Raw genomic sequence first — 16,541 nt, forward strand, 5'->3', positions numbered from 1 at the left:
GCGCGTAGCCGGTTACGCCGACCGCATCGGAAGAACACATGATGCTGGCTCCAGGAATGGGACAGGAGCCAGTCTACGAACCATCGACCAATTCGGATATTGCGATTTTCGCAACCGATCCGTGCGTTGAACGCACGCCTCAGGCGCGGCGAACGGATTTAAAAATCCGGCTACCCGCCGCACGCATCCCGTACGACGCGCCGCAGCCACTGATGCGCCGGATCTCTCTGGAAGCGCGGATGCCACGCCTGAATCACGACGATGGTCTCCAGCGGCATGGGAATCGGAAACGACCGCACCCGGACGCCCAGCGCTTTCGCCGTGTCGGCGACATGGTCCGGCAACGCGACGATCAGGTCGGACGAGCCGGCCGCGAACACGCCGGTATGAAACGACGGCACCACTAGCGACATGGTGCGCGTCAAGCCGAGCGCCGCGAGCGCCACATCGATCGGGCCGGTGGCACGCCCGCGGCGCGACACGCTCACCTGGTCGTAAGACGCGAAACGCTGCGGCGTGATGTCGCCGCTGAAGATCGGATGATCGTCGCGCGCGAGACCGACGATCGTCGTCGTGAACAGTCGCTGCATATGAATGTCCGGTCCCAATGGGCGCATCGAGGTGATTAGCAGGTCGGTCTTGCCCTCCAGCACGACGTGCGCTTCGATGTCGTTGCCCGGCTCGAAGCGCAGCACCGAATGCGGCGCTTCACGCCGGACGCGCTCCAGCGCGGCGCCGCCGAACGAACTGGCGAAGGTGTCGTTGGCTTGCAGGTTGAACGTGCGTTCGAGCGTGGCCAGATCGAGATCGCGTTCGGGCCGTAATAGCCGCACTGCGTTGTCCACCGATGCGCGCACCTGGTCGCGCAGCGCGAGCGCGCGGGGCGTCGGCACCATGCGCCGGCCGATCTTGACGAGAATCGGATCGCCGACGGCGTCGCGAATCCGCGCGAGCGTGCGGCTCATGGCGGGGGCGCTCAGGTGCATGCGCTGCGCGGCGCCGACCACGGAGCCTTCTTCGAGCAACGCGTCCAGCGCGATCAGCAGGTTGAGGTCAGGTGACTGCATGGCACGCAATGATGGTGAATGAGGCGTGCAGTTTGACGCAGGGCCGGATTGTTTGCAGCAGAAGGGGCGAAGGAGGGCGTTAGCCGATCGACCGGTTGCGGCCCACTTGCACGAAGCTCACGGCGATCAAGCCGCGCGGGAGGGAATGAAAAAGGCTTCGTGAGGCATCCAGTGTTTCGCTAGTTTGTAGCAACGCGTTCGACGACCCCGCGCCGTCACTGCGTGCCGGATCGCGCCGGTGGCTGCGACGCCGAATCGACGCGCGCCGATTGCTTGACCAGTTCCTGCGTCATGGCGGCGGCGACGGGGTTCGACCCGCGCGGAGTTTGCCCGTCGCGCGCGGCGGGCGGTTCCGACGTCGGCGCTGATTGCATCGGCGCGGTGGGCATCGGCAACGACGGATCCGGTTTGGCCGATTCCTTGACGAGTGCGTCCGTCATCGCGGCCGCGACCGGATTCGAGCCTTGCCGGTTGATATCGCCCTGCGCGCTTTCCGCTGTCTGCGGTGCAGTCGTTTTCGTCTCGCCCAATCCGTTAACCGTGGCCGGTTTAACCGCATGAGCGTTCGGCTTGCGCGGCGGCGGCAGCGGCGCTACCGCCGCAATTTCACCGCTGCCTTGAGCGGACGAAGGCGCCGTAGGCAGCACGCTGCCTGCCACGACGTGGGTGTCGCTGGCACGGGGTCCGACCACGGCCACACTGACGGAACGGGTTTCCACCGCGCCGCCTGTCGCGCCGTTGGCCGCAGTCGTTCGTTCACCTCTAGGAACCAGCAGATAACCGACCACACCGAGGTCGATGAGTACCAGCCCAATGATCAATGCTTTGCCTGTATTCGTCATATCCAACCACCGGATTACTCACGTAATGCACTTGACTTAATGATAATCGACTGCCCATGACCGGACCGCGAAACTCAATAATCGCGCCGTGGGCGTTCCCGGCACCCGGCGCGGACGTCTGAGATAAGCTTCGTCTGGTTTGCAACGCGAGACGTGAACGACGTCGCCTCAGAAGGAATCCGCATGGACAGTCATATCGCACCGGTCGACATGAAGAAGGCTTACCGGCTCCTCAACCACGGTCCTACCGTACTGGTCTCTGGCCGTCACGACGGCGTGGACGACGTCATGGCCGCAGCGTGGTCGTGCGCGCTCGATTTCTCGCCGCCCAAGCTGACCGTGGTGCTCGACAAAGCGACCCGCACGCGTGCGCTGATCGAGCAGACCGGCACGTTCGTGATTCAGGTGCCGACGGTGGCGCAGCTTCAACTGACGCACGACGTCGGCACCGTGAGCCTCGCAAGCGACCCCGACAAGCTGCGGCGGTCGGCGGTGAGTTTGTTCGATATCGACGGATACGATCTGCCGTTCGTCGCGGGGTGCTCGGCGTGGCTCGCCTGCAAGGTGATCCCCGAGCCGCATATCCAGCAAACCTACGACCTGTTCATCGGGGAAGTGGTTGGCGCGTGGGCCGACACGCGCGTTTTCGACAACGGTCACTGGAATTTCGAGCGTGCGGACCCTGCGTTGCGTAGCCTGCATTACATCGCGGGCGGTCAGTTCTACGCGATCGGCGAGGCGATGTCGGCCGTCGTCGATCCGGCGGACAACGCGTAGCGAGTGCCGTGGCGAGCGCTCGTTACATGGCGAGCGCCCGCAATCACCGTCAATCACGCCGTACCCTACATCAGATCCGGACGCGGCGCCGGCGTGCGTTTGATCTGCCGCGCGAGCGTGTCGCGGTAGATGCCCGGTACCATCGCCAGTTGCGCTGGCGAACCTTGCTGCACGACGCGGCCCCGATTGAGCACCACGATCCGATCGAAACTCTGCAACGTCGAGAGCCGGTGAGCGATGGCGATCACCGTGCGGTTTTTCATCAGCCGTTCGAGCGCGGCTTGAATCGCGATTTCAGAGGCCCTGTCGAGCGCCGAGGTCGCTTCGTCGAGCAGAAGAATCGGCGCATTCTTCAGGATGGCCCGCGCAATGGCAATGCGCTGGCGTTGTCCGCCGGAGAGTTTGGCGCCGCGATCGCCGGCAACCGTTTCCAGTCCCTCCGGCAGTGCCGCGATGAAATCCAGGCAGTGCGCGTCCTGACACGCGCGGCGCACGTCCGCCTCACTCGCCTCGGGTCGGCCGTAGCGGATGTTCTCCAGCAACGAGCGATGCAGCAAGGTCACGTCCTGCGGAACGATCGACAGCGCGGCCTGCAAACTTTGCACCGTGACGTGCGCAATGTCCTGCCCCGAAATTCTCACCGTGCCCGAGCCCGGCTCGTAGAAGTGCTGCAACAACGCGAGCACGGTGGATTTTCCCGCGCCGGAAGGACCGACCAGGCCCACGCGTTCGCCTGCTTCGATGTGCAGATTCAGCGAATTGAGCACGGGCCGCCGCCCCGGATACGCGAAGGTCACGTTTTCGAAATCCACCGTGGCGCGGCGCACGTCGAGCGGCGCGGCTTTGGTGGGCTCGGGCATGGCATGCGGAATCAGCAGCGTTTCCGACGCCTCGCCGAGACGCGCGACGTGCTGGGTCAGATCGACGAACGCGACCGCGATATCGCGCGAGCCGTGCAGGATCGAAAAGCCCAGCGAGCCGATCAGCACGACATCGCCGGTGGTGGCCTGGTCGATGCTCCACAGCCACACCGTCCATCCGAGCACGCAGGCGGAGAGGATCGACGTCGCGACCGCGTGCAACAGCCTCAGCTTCTCCAGATACAGCAGACTGCGCTTGCGCGCGTCGCTCTCGGCGGCGAGCTGGCCGTCGAAGCGCCGGCGTTCCGGGAATACCGCGCAGAACGCGCGAACCAGCCCCATATTGCCGATCACGTCGACGAGTTCGCCATCGACTGAAGCCGCCTGTTTCGCGAACGCTTCGTGCCGGGCGGTGCCCTTACGCGCCAGCAGAAACAGACAGAACGCGAGCACCGCCGAAATGCCGACCAGCGTGAGGCTCATCGGAATGCTGACGGCCGCGACCATCGCGATGGCGCCGATGACCGTCAGACTCGGCGGCAACGCGGTCCATGCGACCGTGTTTTCGAGTACGTATACCGCGTTGGCCGTGGCGGAGATGCGACTCGACAATACGCCGGGCTGCTTGTCGGAGAAGAACGACGGCGCGTGGCCGGCCAGATAGTCGAACATTTCCCGGCGGATATCGCCGGTTACCGCGACGAACGTGCGCGCGGAGATCCAACCGGCGACGCGCCAGAACAGATTGTCCGCAAGGATCAGCGCGACCAGCACGGCGAACGCGCGCACCACGTTTTGAGGATGAGCGCGACCGCCCGGTAATGCGTCGATCAGATTACGGATACCGTATTGCGACGCCAAAGCGCAGCCCACCGCCGCGACCACGCTGAACAGAACAACGCCGTGCGCGAACTTGTGGCGTGCCACGTAACGCCAGATCAGACGAATGGGGCGACCCGCATAGCGGGATAACACGCGCGAACGTCGGCGTCTGCGCACGCGGCCGGCGCGGCTGGTGTCGCCATCATCGACTAAGTCCATGTCGCGTTCTCCGGGTTCGTTGGAGTCGGGCGTCCACGAAAACCTGCGGAGCAGGCGTCAGTCGAGATGTCCGGCTTGCTTGCATCGCAAGCGGCGTGCCTTGATGGCGGATGGTTCGCGTTGTCAGTGATTGGAAAGTATCGGCGCGCGTGAATGCCGTGTTTCAGGGCCCGCTTTCGCGGTCGAACGCCTGATTACTCGATTCGATGATTTCGCTTGAGCGCTCCGCCCATTGCTTTAACTCGGTGACGATCGGTAGCACGCTTTGCGCGAGCGGACTCAAGCCGTATTCCACGCGCTGCTGCCGTTGATCGTATGCATGGCGCTGCACGAGGCCGTCGCGTTCCATTGCCCGTAGTGTCTGGGTCAGCATCTTGTCGGAAACGCCGTGAATTCGACGGCGGATGTCGCCAAAGCGCAATGGCTCCTCGCGCAACGCCACGATCGCCAGCATCGTCCACTTCTGACCAATCCGGGCAAGGATCGAGCGCGAAGGGCACGACGGTGAAAACGCGTTGGGGTGTGCATCACGATTTCGCAGCATGGTCTGTTTGGCGCGGGCTGCTCAGGACCGGCGGAACGGCGCGTCCTGAATCACGTCGCTCTGATAGAACGCCGGGAAGCGATCCAGCTGATGTCGCGCCTCGTTCGGATCGATGCCTTCTTTCAGAACCGCACTGGAAAAACCGGTGCGTTCCATCTGGATCAACTGGTCGACGAGCACGTCGCCGGTGGCGCGCAGATCGCCTTTGAAGCCGAGCCGGCGGCGCAGCAGATACGCCTGGCTATAAGCGCGTCCGTCGGTGAAATTGGGGAAGTGCAATTCGACGCGCGCCGCTGCCGCGATTTCGTTCTTCCGGTCGTGAGGGTCTTCGTCGTTGGCTAACGCAACGACTGGCCGTGCCGGTTCCGACGTGTGTTCCGACACAGTCAGCAATCTGATTCGCGTGGTGTCGTTCATGCCGCGTTCTCCGCGTGCGTGCGTACGCGATCCGCCGCTATTCTGAACGGCTCGATCCCCGCGCGGCGTACCGTGTCGATGAAGGACTCGTGCCTGTCGTCACGCGTTGCCCGCAGGTCGAGATACGCGCCGAGCAGCGCGTCGATCACCTCGGGCACTTCGAGCGCGGAGAACGATGGGCCGATCACCTTGCCCGCTTGCGCTCGTCCACTGGCGTGCGTGCCGTCCGAGCCGCCCAGCGTGACCTGATACCACTCCTTGCCGTCTTTATCGACGCCGAGAATGCCGATATGTCCGCTATGGTGGTGACCGCATGAATTGATGCAGCCGCTAATGTGCAGATCGATGTCGCCAATGTCGTTGAGTTCGTCGAGATCCTGATAGCGCTCGGTAATGGCTTGCGCGACCGGAATGGAGCGGGCATTGGCGAGCGCGCAGAAATCACCGCCCGGGCAGGCGATCATGTCCGTGAGCAGATTGACGTTGGCGCTGGCGAGACCCATGTCGTGGGCGGCTTGCCAGAGCGGCAGCAAGTCGTTGGCATGGACCCACGGCAGCACGACGTTCTGCGTGTGGGTGACACGTGCTTCGCCTGCGGAGAAGCGATCCACCAGATCGGCGAGCCGGTCGAGCTGATCCGCCGAGGCATCGCCCGGCGCCTGCAGCAGACGTTTGAACGACAGCGTCACGATGCGCAGCGACGGGTTCTTATGGGACGCGACATTGCGCTCGAGCCAGCGCCCGAACCGCGGTGTCGCGATGGCCGCGGCCTGCCGTGTCGCGGCTGCTTCAAGGTCGACGGCTGTCTGTGCGCCGGATTCGTGCGGCGGCACGAAACACGCACTGACGCGATCCAGTTCGGCCTGCGGAATGGTGTGCGGCCCACCGTCGTGCTCGACGATCTGACGGAATTCCTCGTCGACATCGTCGATATAGCGCTGACCTTCCGCCTTCACCAGAATCTTGATGCGCGCCTTGTACTTGTTGTCACGACGGCCGTACTGGTTGTAGACGCGTACCACCGCCTCGATGTAATTCATGATCTGCCGCCACGGCAGAAACGCCTTGAGCACCGTGCCGATCATCGGCGTGCGACCCATTCCGCCGCCCACCGTGACGCGAAATCCCAATTCACCCGCCTCGTTGCGCAGCAGACGCAAGCCGACGTCGTGCCAATCCGTCGCCGCGCGATCGTCGCTCGCGCCGGTAATCGCGATCTTGAACTTGCGCGGCAGGAACGCGAACTCGGGATGAAGCGTGGTCCACTGCCGCATGATTTCGGCGAACGGACGCGGATCGGCAATCTCGTCGGGCGCGACGCCCGCGCGTTCGTCGCAGGAAATGTTGCGGATGCAATTACCGCTGGTCTGGATGCCGTGCATGTCGACGCTCGCCAGCAGGTCCATCACGTCGGCGGCTTTGGCGAGCGGAATCCAGTTGAACTGGACGTTGGTGCGCGTCGTGAAGTGCGCGTGGTTCGTCGGCAAGCGCGTGGTGCCAAGCTTGCGCTGTGCTTCGCTGGCGAGGCGATAGACCTCGGCCTCGGGCGCGTCGTAGTCGCGCGCGATCCGGGCAAGCATGCGTAGCTGCGCGCTCGACAACTCTCCATACGGCACGGCAACGCGCAGCATCGGTGCATGCCGTTGCACATACCAGCCGTTTTGCAGCCGCAGCGGACGAAAATCGTCTTCGCTCAGCTTGCCGGCCTGCCAGCGTTCGAGTTGATTACGAAACTGCGCGGCGCGGCTGCGCACGAAGGATTGGTCAAACGGGGTGTATTGGTACATGGTCCGGGGCATCTGCCGCCACACAGGGCGCAGGCTCGCTGAGCGTCGTTTTCGTTGGATGGAGCAATGATCGAACGAACGATAGAGGCAACGGTGCGCGCTGAACAGAAGCAGATGCCGCGTAAAACACGCTAGCAGATTGCGGATAGCGCCATGCCTGAAGGATGGGTGGGTCGCGGCAGACCGGACTGCTGCGCTGCAATTGTCGTCAACTGCTGCTGTTTTTCACGAGCGGGGCGGCTCAGACTGATGCATGAGATACCGCAATACCGCGAACAATCCTGCGTTGAGAAGGTGATGCCATGAATCTGTTGAAGATGACGCGAATCGTCCTGTGGAGTTTTTTCGGCATTCGCCGCAGCGCCTCGCATCAGGCCGACATGGCGGGCGTCAAGCTGCCGCTGTTGCCGGTGGTCGCCGTTGCGCTTGCTGCCGGTTTCGGCGTGACGCTGTTCGGTCTGGTCAAGCTGGCGATCAACGTCGCGCATTGAGCGCGCGGTTTATGAACTCGCCTGCCCGATCAGCGAGCCCAGCGTTTTGACCGCGCTTTCCATATCGTCATTCCACGGATGTCCAAAATTTAGCCGTACGTGGTGCCTGAATTCGTGTCGCGCGGAGAAAATAGGCCCCGGCGCAATGCCGATACCGTTCTCGATCGCGAGACGGTGCAGTTGCATCGCATCGACTCGCGGCGGCAACCGTAGCCACAAGAAATAGCCGCCGGACGGCAAGGTCCAATGCGTGTCGTCGGGCAGGTAGCGGCGCAGCGCGGCATCCATGGCGGCCAATTGATCGCGGAACGCACCTCGCAGTTTCCGCAGATGCTTGTCGTACCCGCCATGCTGAAGATAGTCCGCAATCGCCGCCTGAGCGGGAATGCTGGCCGATAACGTCGTCATCAATTTCAGCCGCTGCACTTTCTGCGCAAAACGCCCGGCGGCTACCCAACCAATGCGGTAGCCTGGCGCGAGCGTCTTCGAAAAAGAACTGCAATGCATGACGAGGCCCTTCGTGTCGAAGGCCTTGGCCGGCAGAGGGTGGGTTGCCGCGTGATACAGCTCGCCGTACACGTCGTCCTCGATCAGCGGCACGTCGTGCTCGGCAAGCAGATCGACCAGCGCTTGCTTCCGCTCCCGTGGCATGGCGGCGCCGGTCGGATTCTGAAAGCTGGTCATGAACCAGCATGCCTTGATTGGATGCCGTTCGAAAGCCTGCCGCAATGCCTGCAGATCGACGCCGGACACCGGATCGACGGGAATTTCCACCGCTCGCAGATCGAGCCGTTCGATGGCCTGCAGGGCCGCATAGAACCCCGGCGATTCGATCGCGACAACGTCGCCGGGACGCGTGACCGCCATCAGGCACAGGTTGAGCGCTTCCAGCGCGCCGTTGGTAACGACGAGTTCGTCCATGGGTTGGGCAATGCCCATGCCCAGATAGCGCAGCGAAATCTGACGGCGCAATGCCTCATTGCCGGGCGGCAGATCGACCACGGTACTCCATGGACTGATCAGCCGGCTCGAATGGCCGAGCGACTTGGCGAGCCGTTGCAGCGGAAATAGTTGCGGAGACGGGAAGGCCGAACCGAGCGGCACCACGTCGGTGTGCTTCGCGGCTTCGAGCACGGAAAAAACGAGGTCGCTGATTTCGACCTTGGCCGACTCGACCGCCAGCGGCGGTCTTGACGCCGTTTCCTGCTTGAGCGCCGCGCCCGGCGCGACGTAGTAGCCCGAGCGCTCACGGGCGCGAATCAATCCCCACTCTTCCAGCTGGTAATACGCCCGAAACACGGTCGACTGGCTGACGCCGTGCTGCGTGGTGAGCTGTCGCACGGATGGCATGCGCGAGCCAACCGGCCGGCTGCCCGAGCGGATTTCGTCGGCCATCGTATTGGCCAGCAATTCAAAACGTTTCATTGGACAGTCGGTTCGGGCCGTGCATGCGCATGGCCGTGGGTGCGCTGGCGTTCGCCGTTCACTGCGGTGTTTCCTTTTGGGATTTCTTGCGACTGCTGGTTGCGGGCGCATCTTTCCGCGCGCCGGCATATTGAATGATTTGAAACTGATCGATAACCGCATCGACCAGTTCTTCCGCATTCCGAATGCCATCGGCCGATGCGGCCAACGCCCTCAGACGGCCGTCGATCAGCAGCATCGCGAGACCGTGTACGTAAGCCCAGGCGGCTGTCATCGCGATAGCTTGCGCGGCGTCGGGGCGGCCGAACGCGGCGGTCTCGCCCGGTGTTTTTTTCGGCGGATTATCGAGCACGCCGGTCAGCGCGCGCGCGGAAAGCTGTCTTGCTTCGATCAGCGACGCGCGCGTGTGATCGAGCATTTCGTTGCGCGACATCAGATGAAGCAGATCGGGATTGTCCACCGCGAAGCTCACATAGCCGCGCGCGACGGCCTTGTTACGCTCCCGCCCCGGCGCCTCGCCTTCCGCCTTGGCCGCCATGCTCGCGGCCAGGCGCCGATGCCCGCTTGCGGCCAGTTCGCTCAACACGCCGGCGGTGTCGCCGAAATGGTGCTGCGGCGCCGTGTGCGACACCCCCGCTTCGCGAGCGATCGCTCGCAGCGTGAGACCGCGTATGCCGTCCCGTCGCAAGACGGCTTCGGCAGCGGCCAGCAGCGCTTGCGGGAGCGCCCCGTGGTGATAGGGCTTGTCCTGCGTTGTCGCGGCAATGGGTTTTTTTGTTTTCGACGATGCTGCGGCCTTGCGGCCTGTTGACGACCCATCTTTCATAGCGGCGGACTGATATCTCTGGTTTTCTGATTTCGAAAAGACATGTTGACCAAAAGGGTCGGGAAAGTCAAAATCTTTCCACTGGAAAAATGTGAGGTGACCGTATGAGCGAGCACACGAACGCAGAGGCATTTCAAGCCAACTTGCCGCCGATCGACTTCGAGGCGGACTGCGGACCCTTGCGCGTGCAGGGTGCGCTGCCGTCCGGACTCGTGGGCGTGCTGGTGCGCAACGGTCCCAATCCGCTTGATCCCGATCCGGTGCAGCACTGGTTTGCGGGGCACGGCATGGTGCACCGCTTCGAGTTCGCGGAGGCGGGCGTGACCTATCGCAACCGCTGGGTTCGCACGCAGCGCTGGCTGGCCGAACGCGAGCGCGGTGTCGCGCGGGGCAACGTATTCGGTGACACCGCGCACGACGCGTTGCCGTACGACGACGGCAGCGCCAACACCAACGTGCTAATGCACGGCAAGCGTCTGCTTGCGCTGGAGGAGGCGCACTTGCCCGTCGAACTGCATGCGCGCTCGCTGGAAACGCTCGGTCAGATCGATTTCGGCGGCGCGTTGCAGCGCGCGTTTACCGCGCATCCCAAGTTGGATCCTGAGACCGGCGAGTTGCTGTTCTTCGGCTATGGCGGTCCGAATGGACTGGGCACGGGTATCACGGCGGGCAGCCTCGACGCGACGGGCCACGTCACGCGTCTGCGGCGCTTCGACGCGCCTTACGCGAGCATGGTGCATGACTTCGGGATGACAGCGCGGCATCTGCTGTTCCCCATCACGCCGCTAACGGCGAGCTTGCCGAGGTTGCGTGCGGGCGGTCCGGCCTACGCGTGGGAGCCGCAGTTCGGCTCTTTTGTCGGTGTCATGCGGCGCGACGGCAGCGGTGAGATCGAGTGGTGGAACAGGCCGGCGTGCTTCGTCTTTCACGTGATGAACGCATGGGAGCAAGACGATTGTCTCCACATGGACGTGATGCAATTCGACGCCCCGCCGAATTTCCCCTGGCCTGACGGCCGACCAGTGGAGGACGCGGGCCATGCGCGCCTGTGTCGATGGACGCTGGATTTGAGCCGCCGCGCGCGCGTGTTCACCAGCCAGTTGATTGCCGATATCAGCGGCGAATTCCCGCGGATCGACGAGCGCTTTGCCGGTGCGCCCTATCGTCATGGATGGCTGGCCGCGCATTCGGACGACGCGAGCCGCCTCTTCACGCGAATCGCTCATATCGATCACGCCGATCCGCGGTCGCGCGATGTGTTCGAACTGCCGGAGGGCGACGCGACCTCCGAACCGGTTTTTGTACCGCGAACGCCCGATGCCCCGGAAGGCGACGGCTGGATCCTCGCGGTGGTATTCCGTGGCGCGCAAGCGCGCAGCGATCTGCTGGTGCTCGACGCGTTGAACGTGGCGGCGGGACCGCTGGCCACGGTGGAGATTCCGCACCGCGTGCCGAACGGGTTTCATGGAAACTGGCTGGCACGCGATTCGGCAAACGATTCGCCAAACGACTAAGTGCCGCTAACCATCACGCCCGTTTTGCCGCGTGTTGAGTGGGATACCACGCGGTGAACTTGAACGCGCCAACCAGGGCCGCAACCGTAGCGACGATTCCTACCGAGTGCGGCAACGCCGTTGCATAAGCCATGGCGATATCGGCCAGCACGAGCGCGCCGAACGCCGCGGCCCACGCCGCGCTGATCACATAGTTGACGCGGATGAACTCAGGGCTGTTCCACAGTTCGCGCGCTACGGTTTCGCGTGCGTATTGCAACGTAAATGGCCGGCGCAACGCGATCGACGCGAGAACGATCAGCATGAGTCCTCCGTCGACGCGCAAGCGCACGGCGGCGATGGACCATTGCACGTCGCGGGTCAGCGCGTAGAGCGTCAATGCGCCAAACAGCAGGAACGTGCCCACTTCGAGTAGTTTGATACGGCGCATCGGGCTCAGGAAATCGCGGACCAGCAGCGCGGCGGCGACGATCGCACCGGCGGCGAGTCCCGCCTGCGCACCGGCGAGGCGCTCGATTACCGCAAAGGCGAGGAACGGAGCAAACGTCAGAAGAAAAGTCATGGTGATCTCCGGAATGACGCGAGGATCGCGCGGTGGCGCGTGGGTTGGCGTCGAACGAGGGGGTAAGGCGGTGATTTCGCTACGAGCTAAAAATCACCAAATCTTTACAGTGGAAAGATTGTGATCGTAAAAAATCCGCGAGTCAAGCGCGGATCGTCGAAGTTGACGGAGCGTCGCTCGCGCGACGCCCCGTCGGTCTGCTTGCGGTCAACCCGCCGCGCCAATCGACTCCAATGCGCCCGGCGCCACGCGCCAGTCGGGGCGATGCAGAGTCATCGGCCACGCACCGGGGGCATCGACGGCATTGAAGTACAACACCGCCTTGAGCATCGGCATGGTCGTCATGGCATGTTGCAGATCGATCAGTTCGCTGCGCTGACGCTCGGGCGCGCCATCCACGCCCATTTCCGCCACGATCACCGGCAAGCCGTATTGCGTCACGCGCAGATACTTTTCCTCGAGCATCCGTGCCAGCGGTTGATTGGCGCCCCCCGCCAACCCGCAGGACGAGCAATCGAACAGCGACAAGCCTACGTAGTCGGTAAATTCCTTGCCGGGGAAATAGGCGTTGAGCGTCGTGTCGCCGCGTGGCGACCAGACGAAGCGCATCAGTCGCGTATTGTCGCGACAGCGGGCCACGAAATGCCGGTACGCCTCGACGTAACCCTGCGGGTCGTCCACCGCCCACGGATAGCGTCCGGTCGACGTCTCCATCTCCTGGCCCCAACGCACGAACACCGGCGCGTTCAGCGAGCGCAGCGTGCCGCACACCGAGTCGATCTCGGCGTCGTAACCCCCCACGCGGATGTCGCGCAGCAGCGTGTGACTGTTGCGGGAGCGTGCCGGCCACGGTTCGATCGACACCAGCAATTGACGGTCGAGACGGTTCGCATACTCGTAGGCGTTCTGGATCTGCGTCGGCGCACCCGGGTCGTCCCACGAGATGAAAATATGTTCGATGTCGATCGCGCTATTTTTGGCGGGGAACGCGTGCTCCGGATCGTAGACGCCGAGCAATTGTGGCTGCGCAACGACGACTTCCGGCACAGCTTGCGGCCGCGCCGAAGCGTCATGCCCGAGCAACGCGTTCGCGCCTTCCGGCAAGCGCTCCGTCATGCCCATGCCCAGCACCAGCACGGCGGCCACGAAGGCCACGCGGCGCACGCCGGGGCCGTCGCCGGCTGTCAGGCGGAGCAGGGACAATCGTTGCCCTTGTTCATGAGCATGCGCCACCACGATCAGCACGGCGACCGCCAGATAGACCAGCGCGTTGACACTCGATATCACGTAGAAACCGCGCGCGTTGCCGGCGTCGTCGATCATGACGAGCGGCAGGCTGCAGATCAACGAGATCGCCAGATAAGGCAGCACCACGCGCAACGGCGGCCGCTCGTCGACGGGGACGCCTTTGGGCGTGACACGAAAAGCGAATTCGCGTCCGCGCAGACAGTCGGCGAGCGCCGAGCCGATCCCCAGCAGCGACCACGGCCAGCGCGCGAACAGGAACGCCATGCCTTCCCACGACGTCACCTTCGCGTCGAACGGCCGGAAACTGCCGGTGCGCCGCACCCATGCCATCACCAGCAGAATGCTGACCGTGACGGCGCTCGCGTAGCCGAAGTAGGACAGATACGCGACGTCGCTCCACACGCGCCGCGTGACCAGCGCGATCACGGGCATCGCGACGGTCGCCGCCATGGTCAGCGAAAACAGCGGATACCAGAACTGCGCGAACAGGAACTGCGCCTTCAACCGCAACGGCAACACCTTGAAATAGCGGCGCGTATAACGCAGCAGAATCACCGCCAGACTCTTCGACCACTGATATTCCTGGGTCGCCATGTCGGCGAACGTGCGCGGACCTTCGCCGTGCGCAATCGCACCCAACGCATGCACGCCGCGCCAGCCATGCGCATTCATCATCAGGGTGGTCGAGTGATCTTCGGCAAGTTCGGGCCCGAGACCGCCGATGGAACGCAACGCGACCGTGCGCACCGCGTAGTGCGAGCCAATACATAAGGGCGCGAGGCCGCCATTGTGCCCGGCCTGCAGCGAGCCGTGCAGCGCGCCTTCGGCATGCAGCCGGCCGCGCGCCGACCAGCTGCCGGCGGCGTTGCTGTCGCAGATGCTCGGCGCGGACACGTAGCCGACGCGTGGATCGGCGAAGGGCCGCAGAATCGCTTCGAGGTAGCCCGGTTCAGGTACGTGATCGGCGTCGAGTTGCGCCACCAGGTCGTAGCGTTCGTAGCCGTAGTGATCGTAAAAGTAGGCGAGGTTGCCTTCCTTGCATCGCGTGCGTCTGGGCCATGACGCGTTGTGATAAGCGTCCACGCCTTTACGCGTCGACAGCAGCACGCCATGGCGCATGCACCAGTCGATGGTCGCTACATCGGGATCTTCGTCGGCGAGCCAGGTGTCGTGTGGATAGGGCTGGCCGAGCATCGCGAGTAGCGTGGTCTCGACGACCGCGAACGGCTCGGACGGCGCCTTGGTGACGACCATCGCCACGCGCAAACCGGCCGGTACCGGCCAGGCCAGATTCGACACGCGCGCTCGCGCGAAAATCAGCATGAAGTAGCCGGGGATCACCGTGGTCCAGAACAGCACCGCGCAATTGATCGCGTAGCGGGTTCGGTCGATGTCATGTTGCGGCCGCAACCACCAGATCCAGAATGCGAGCAACGCGAAGGCCCAGCAGAGGCATAGCGCTGCGAACTGGACGCGCTGCCGGCGCGTCAGCAGCGGCACCAGAAACGGTTCGCCCGCATGGAATCGGGCCGCCGGCCCAGTTCCGTTGGGCGCTTCGGCACCCGCATGCGGGTCGGCGCCGCGCCAGCCTAACTGTGCCGGCGACCCCGGCACGAAGGGTGAATCGCTCATGTCGCCTCGCCGGCCGTCATCGACACAGCAGCAGCGGCGCTCGCGACGCTCGCCGCGTTATCGTCCGGCGCGCCGGCATGCATCGCCATCGCGGGCGTGGTGGCCAGCATCAGCAGATCACTTTGCGACGGCGTCCAGCCGATCTGCCGATGCACCATCCGCACCGACAGTTGGCGCTGCGCGACGCTGGCCGATTTGCGCCCGATCCGCACGTAATGCCGGAAGCCGTTGCGCCGTACCCAGGACTCCTCGTAGAGATTGCGCAGGTCGATCATGACCGGGTCCGACATGTGCGCGGCCAACTCGCCGAGATCGCATTCGACGAAGTGCCGCCAGTCTGTCAGGATCACCACGGCGTCGGCGCTGCGAATCGCGCCGATGGGCGTGCTGGCGATGCCAATCATTGGCAGCAGACGCGCGGCTTCGGCCGGCTGCGACGGATCGTACGCGCGGATTTTCGCGCCTCGCTCAGCCAGCGCGCGGATCACGTCGATACTCGGGCTTTCGCGCACGTCGTCGGTTTCGCCTTTGAAGGTCAGGCCGAACACCGCGAGCCGCTTGCCCGTCACCGAGCCGCCGCAGGCCTGTTCGATCTTCGCGACCACCGCGTCCTTGCGCTGCGTATTGGCTTCGATCGCCGCATCGACGATGCGCATCGGCACGACATAGTCCGACGCCGTGGCCTTCAGCGCGCGCGTGTCTTTCGGAAAACACGAACCGCCCCATCCCGGCCCGGCTTTCAGAAAAGCGGCCCCGATCCGCCGGTCGAGACCGATGCCGGCCGCGACCCGCTCGACGTCCGCGCCAACCACTTCGCACAAGTCGGCGATCTCGTTGATGTAGCTGATCTTCACCGCGAGGAACGCGTTCGCGGCGTACTTGATGACCTCGGCGGTTTCGATTTCGGTGGCCAGCACCTCATAGCCCAGTTGGGCGAGCGGCGCATAGATGCGGCGCATGACGGCGGCCGCGGCCTCGTTCTCGGTGCCGAACACGATACGGTCGGGATGCAGGAAGTCTTCAATGGCCGAGCCCTCGCGCAGGAACTCCGGATTCGATGCGACCGCAACCGTCTGGCCGAGCCGCAGATGGCGTTCGGCAACTTGCTTGACTTGCCGGTTGGTGCCCACCGGCACGGTCGATTTGGTGACGATCACGGTGAAGCGGTCGACGCTCGCCGCGATTTCCTGCGCGACGCCCATCACGAAGCGCAGATCGGCGCGGTCGGTGCCTGGGTGCGACGGCGTGCCGACCGCGATGAATACCGCTTCGCGTTCGCTCACGCTGGCGGCCAGATCGAGACTGAAATGCAGACGACCCTGTTCGACGTTGCGGCTCACCAGCGCGTCGAGTCCAGGCTCGTAGATCGGAATCACGCCGTTGTTCAGGCCGTCGATCTTGCGTGCGTCGGTATCGATGCAGATGACGTCGTGACCGAGCTCGGCCAGGCATGCGCCGGTGACGAGACCGACGTAACCGGTCCCCACAATGGCAATGCGTACAGTCAT

The 16,541-nt window shown here is 64.0% G+C and carries 14 protein-coding genes; 3 read left to right on the top strand and 11 right to left on the bottom strand.

From position 1 onward, the window contains the following. Positions 1-170: 170 nt before the first annotated feature. Positions 171-1,067 (bottom strand): LysR family transcriptional regulator, encoded by an 897-nt coding sequence (locus B0G83_RS01900; RefSeq protein WP_105505730.1) that lies wholly within the window; start codon positions 1,065-1,067, stop codon positions 171-173. A 215-nt stretch (positions 1,068-1,282) separates the two neighbouring features. Beyond that, positions 1,283-1,909, bottom strand: coding sequence for a hypothetical protein (locus B0G83_RS01905; RefSeq protein WP_105505731.1), 627 nt, complete (start codon positions 1,907-1,909; stop codon positions 1,283-1,285). Between the two features lie 183 nt (positions 1,910-2,092). Between B0G83_RS01905 and B0G83_RS01910 the strand changes: the two genes are divergently transcribed. Beyond that, complete coding sequence (locus B0G83_RS01910) at positions 2,093-2,686, top strand: flavin reductase family protein (RefSeq protein WP_105505732.1); 594 nt, start codon at positions 2,093-2,095, stop codon at positions 2,684-2,686. Between the two features lie 65 nt (positions 2,687-2,751). On the opposite strand, the gene B0G83_RS01915 is transcribed toward B0G83_RS01910, so the two are convergent. The 4 genes from B0G83_RS01915 to B0G83_RS01930 all read right to left on the bottom strand — a co-directional run bounded on the left by B0G83_RS01915 (position 2,752) and on the right by B0G83_RS01930 (position 7,335). Further along, positions 2,752-4,587: an ABC transporter ATP-binding protein gene (locus B0G83_RS01915; protein ID WP_105505733.1), complete on the bottom strand. Its 1,836-nt coding sequence runs from the start codon at positions 4,585-4,587 to the stop codon at positions 2,752-2,754. 163 nt (positions 4,588-4,750) lie between these two features. Next, positions 4,751-5,131 (bottom strand): helix-turn-helix domain-containing protein, encoded by a 381-nt coding sequence (locus tag B0G83_RS01920; RefSeq protein WP_105505734.1) that lies wholly within the window; start codon positions 5,129-5,131, stop codon positions 4,751-4,753. A gap of 21 nt (positions 5,132-5,152) precedes the next feature. Then, positions 5,153-5,548 carry a DUF934 domain-containing protein gene (locus B0G83_RS01925; protein ID WP_105505735.1) on the bottom strand — a complete coding sequence of 132 codons (396 nt, stop codon included), beginning with the start codon at positions 5,546-5,548 and terminating at the stop codon, positions 5,153-5,155. Next, on the bottom strand, positions 5,545-7,335 hold the full coding sequence (locus tag B0G83_RS01930) for a nitrite/sulfite reductase (protein WP_105506537.1): 1,791 nt from the start codon (positions 7,333-7,335) through the stop codon (positions 5,545-5,547). Before B0G83_RS01930 ends, B0G83_RS01925 begins: the two co-directional genes overlap by 4 nt. 302 nt (positions 7,336-7,637) lie before the next feature. Between B0G83_RS01930 and B0G83_RS01935 the strand changes: the two genes are divergently transcribed. Next, positions 7,638-7,826 carry a DUF2970 domain-containing protein gene (locus B0G83_RS01935; protein ID WP_105505736.1) on the top strand — a complete coding sequence of 63 codons (189 nt, stop codon included), beginning with the start codon at positions 7,638-7,640 and terminating at the stop codon, positions 7,824-7,826. A 9-nt stretch (positions 7,827-7,835) separates the two neighbouring features. On the opposite strand, the gene B0G83_RS01940 is transcribed toward B0G83_RS01935, so the two are convergent. After that, positions 7,836-9,251: a PLP-dependent aminotransferase family protein gene (locus B0G83_RS01940; RefSeq protein ID WP_105505737.1), complete on the bottom strand. Its 1,416-nt coding sequence runs from the start codon at positions 9,249-9,251 to the stop codon at positions 7,836-7,838. A 58-nt stretch (positions 9,252-9,309) separates the two neighbouring features. Continuing rightward, positions 9,310-10,077, bottom strand: coding sequence for a TetR/AcrR family transcriptional regulator (locus B0G83_RS01945; RefSeq protein WP_105505738.1), 768 nt, complete (start codon positions 10,075-10,077; stop codon positions 9,310-9,312). 104 nt (positions 10,078-10,181) lie between these two features. Between B0G83_RS01945 and B0G83_RS01950 the strand changes: the two genes are divergently transcribed. Continuing rightward, positions 10,182-11,591 carry a carotenoid oxygenase family protein gene (locus B0G83_RS01950; RefSeq protein WP_105505739.1) on the top strand — a complete coding sequence of 470 codons (1,410 nt, stop codon included), beginning with the start codon at positions 10,182-10,184 and terminating at the stop codon, positions 11,589-11,591. A 13-nt stretch (positions 11,592-11,604) separates the two neighbouring features. On the opposite strand, the gene B0G83_RS01955 is transcribed toward B0G83_RS01950, so the two are convergent. The 3 genes from B0G83_RS01955 to B0G83_RS01965 form a co-directional block, all read right to left on the bottom strand. Then, entirely contained in the window at positions 11,605-12,153 is a 549-nt protein-coding gene (locus B0G83_RS01955; protein ID WP_105505740.1) for a hypothetical protein, read from the bottom strand. Positions 12,154-12,360: 207 nt separating this feature from the next. After that, complete coding sequence (locus B0G83_RS01960; protein WP_105505741.1) at positions 12,361-15,033, bottom strand: glycosyltransferase family 2 protein; 2,673 nt, start codon at positions 15,031-15,033, stop codon at positions 12,361-12,363. Further along, complete coding sequence (locus B0G83_RS01965; protein ID WP_105505742.1) at positions 15,030-16,541, bottom strand: UDP-glucose/GDP-mannose dehydrogenase family protein; 1,512 nt, start codon at positions 16,539-16,541, stop codon at positions 15,030-15,032. Before B0G83_RS01965 ends, B0G83_RS01960 begins: the two co-directional genes overlap by 4 nt.

The organism is Paraburkholderia sp. BL21I4N1, assembly GCF_002973525.1.
GTDB lineage: Bacteria > Pseudomonadota > Gammaproteobacteria > Burkholderiales > Burkholderiaceae > Paraburkholderia.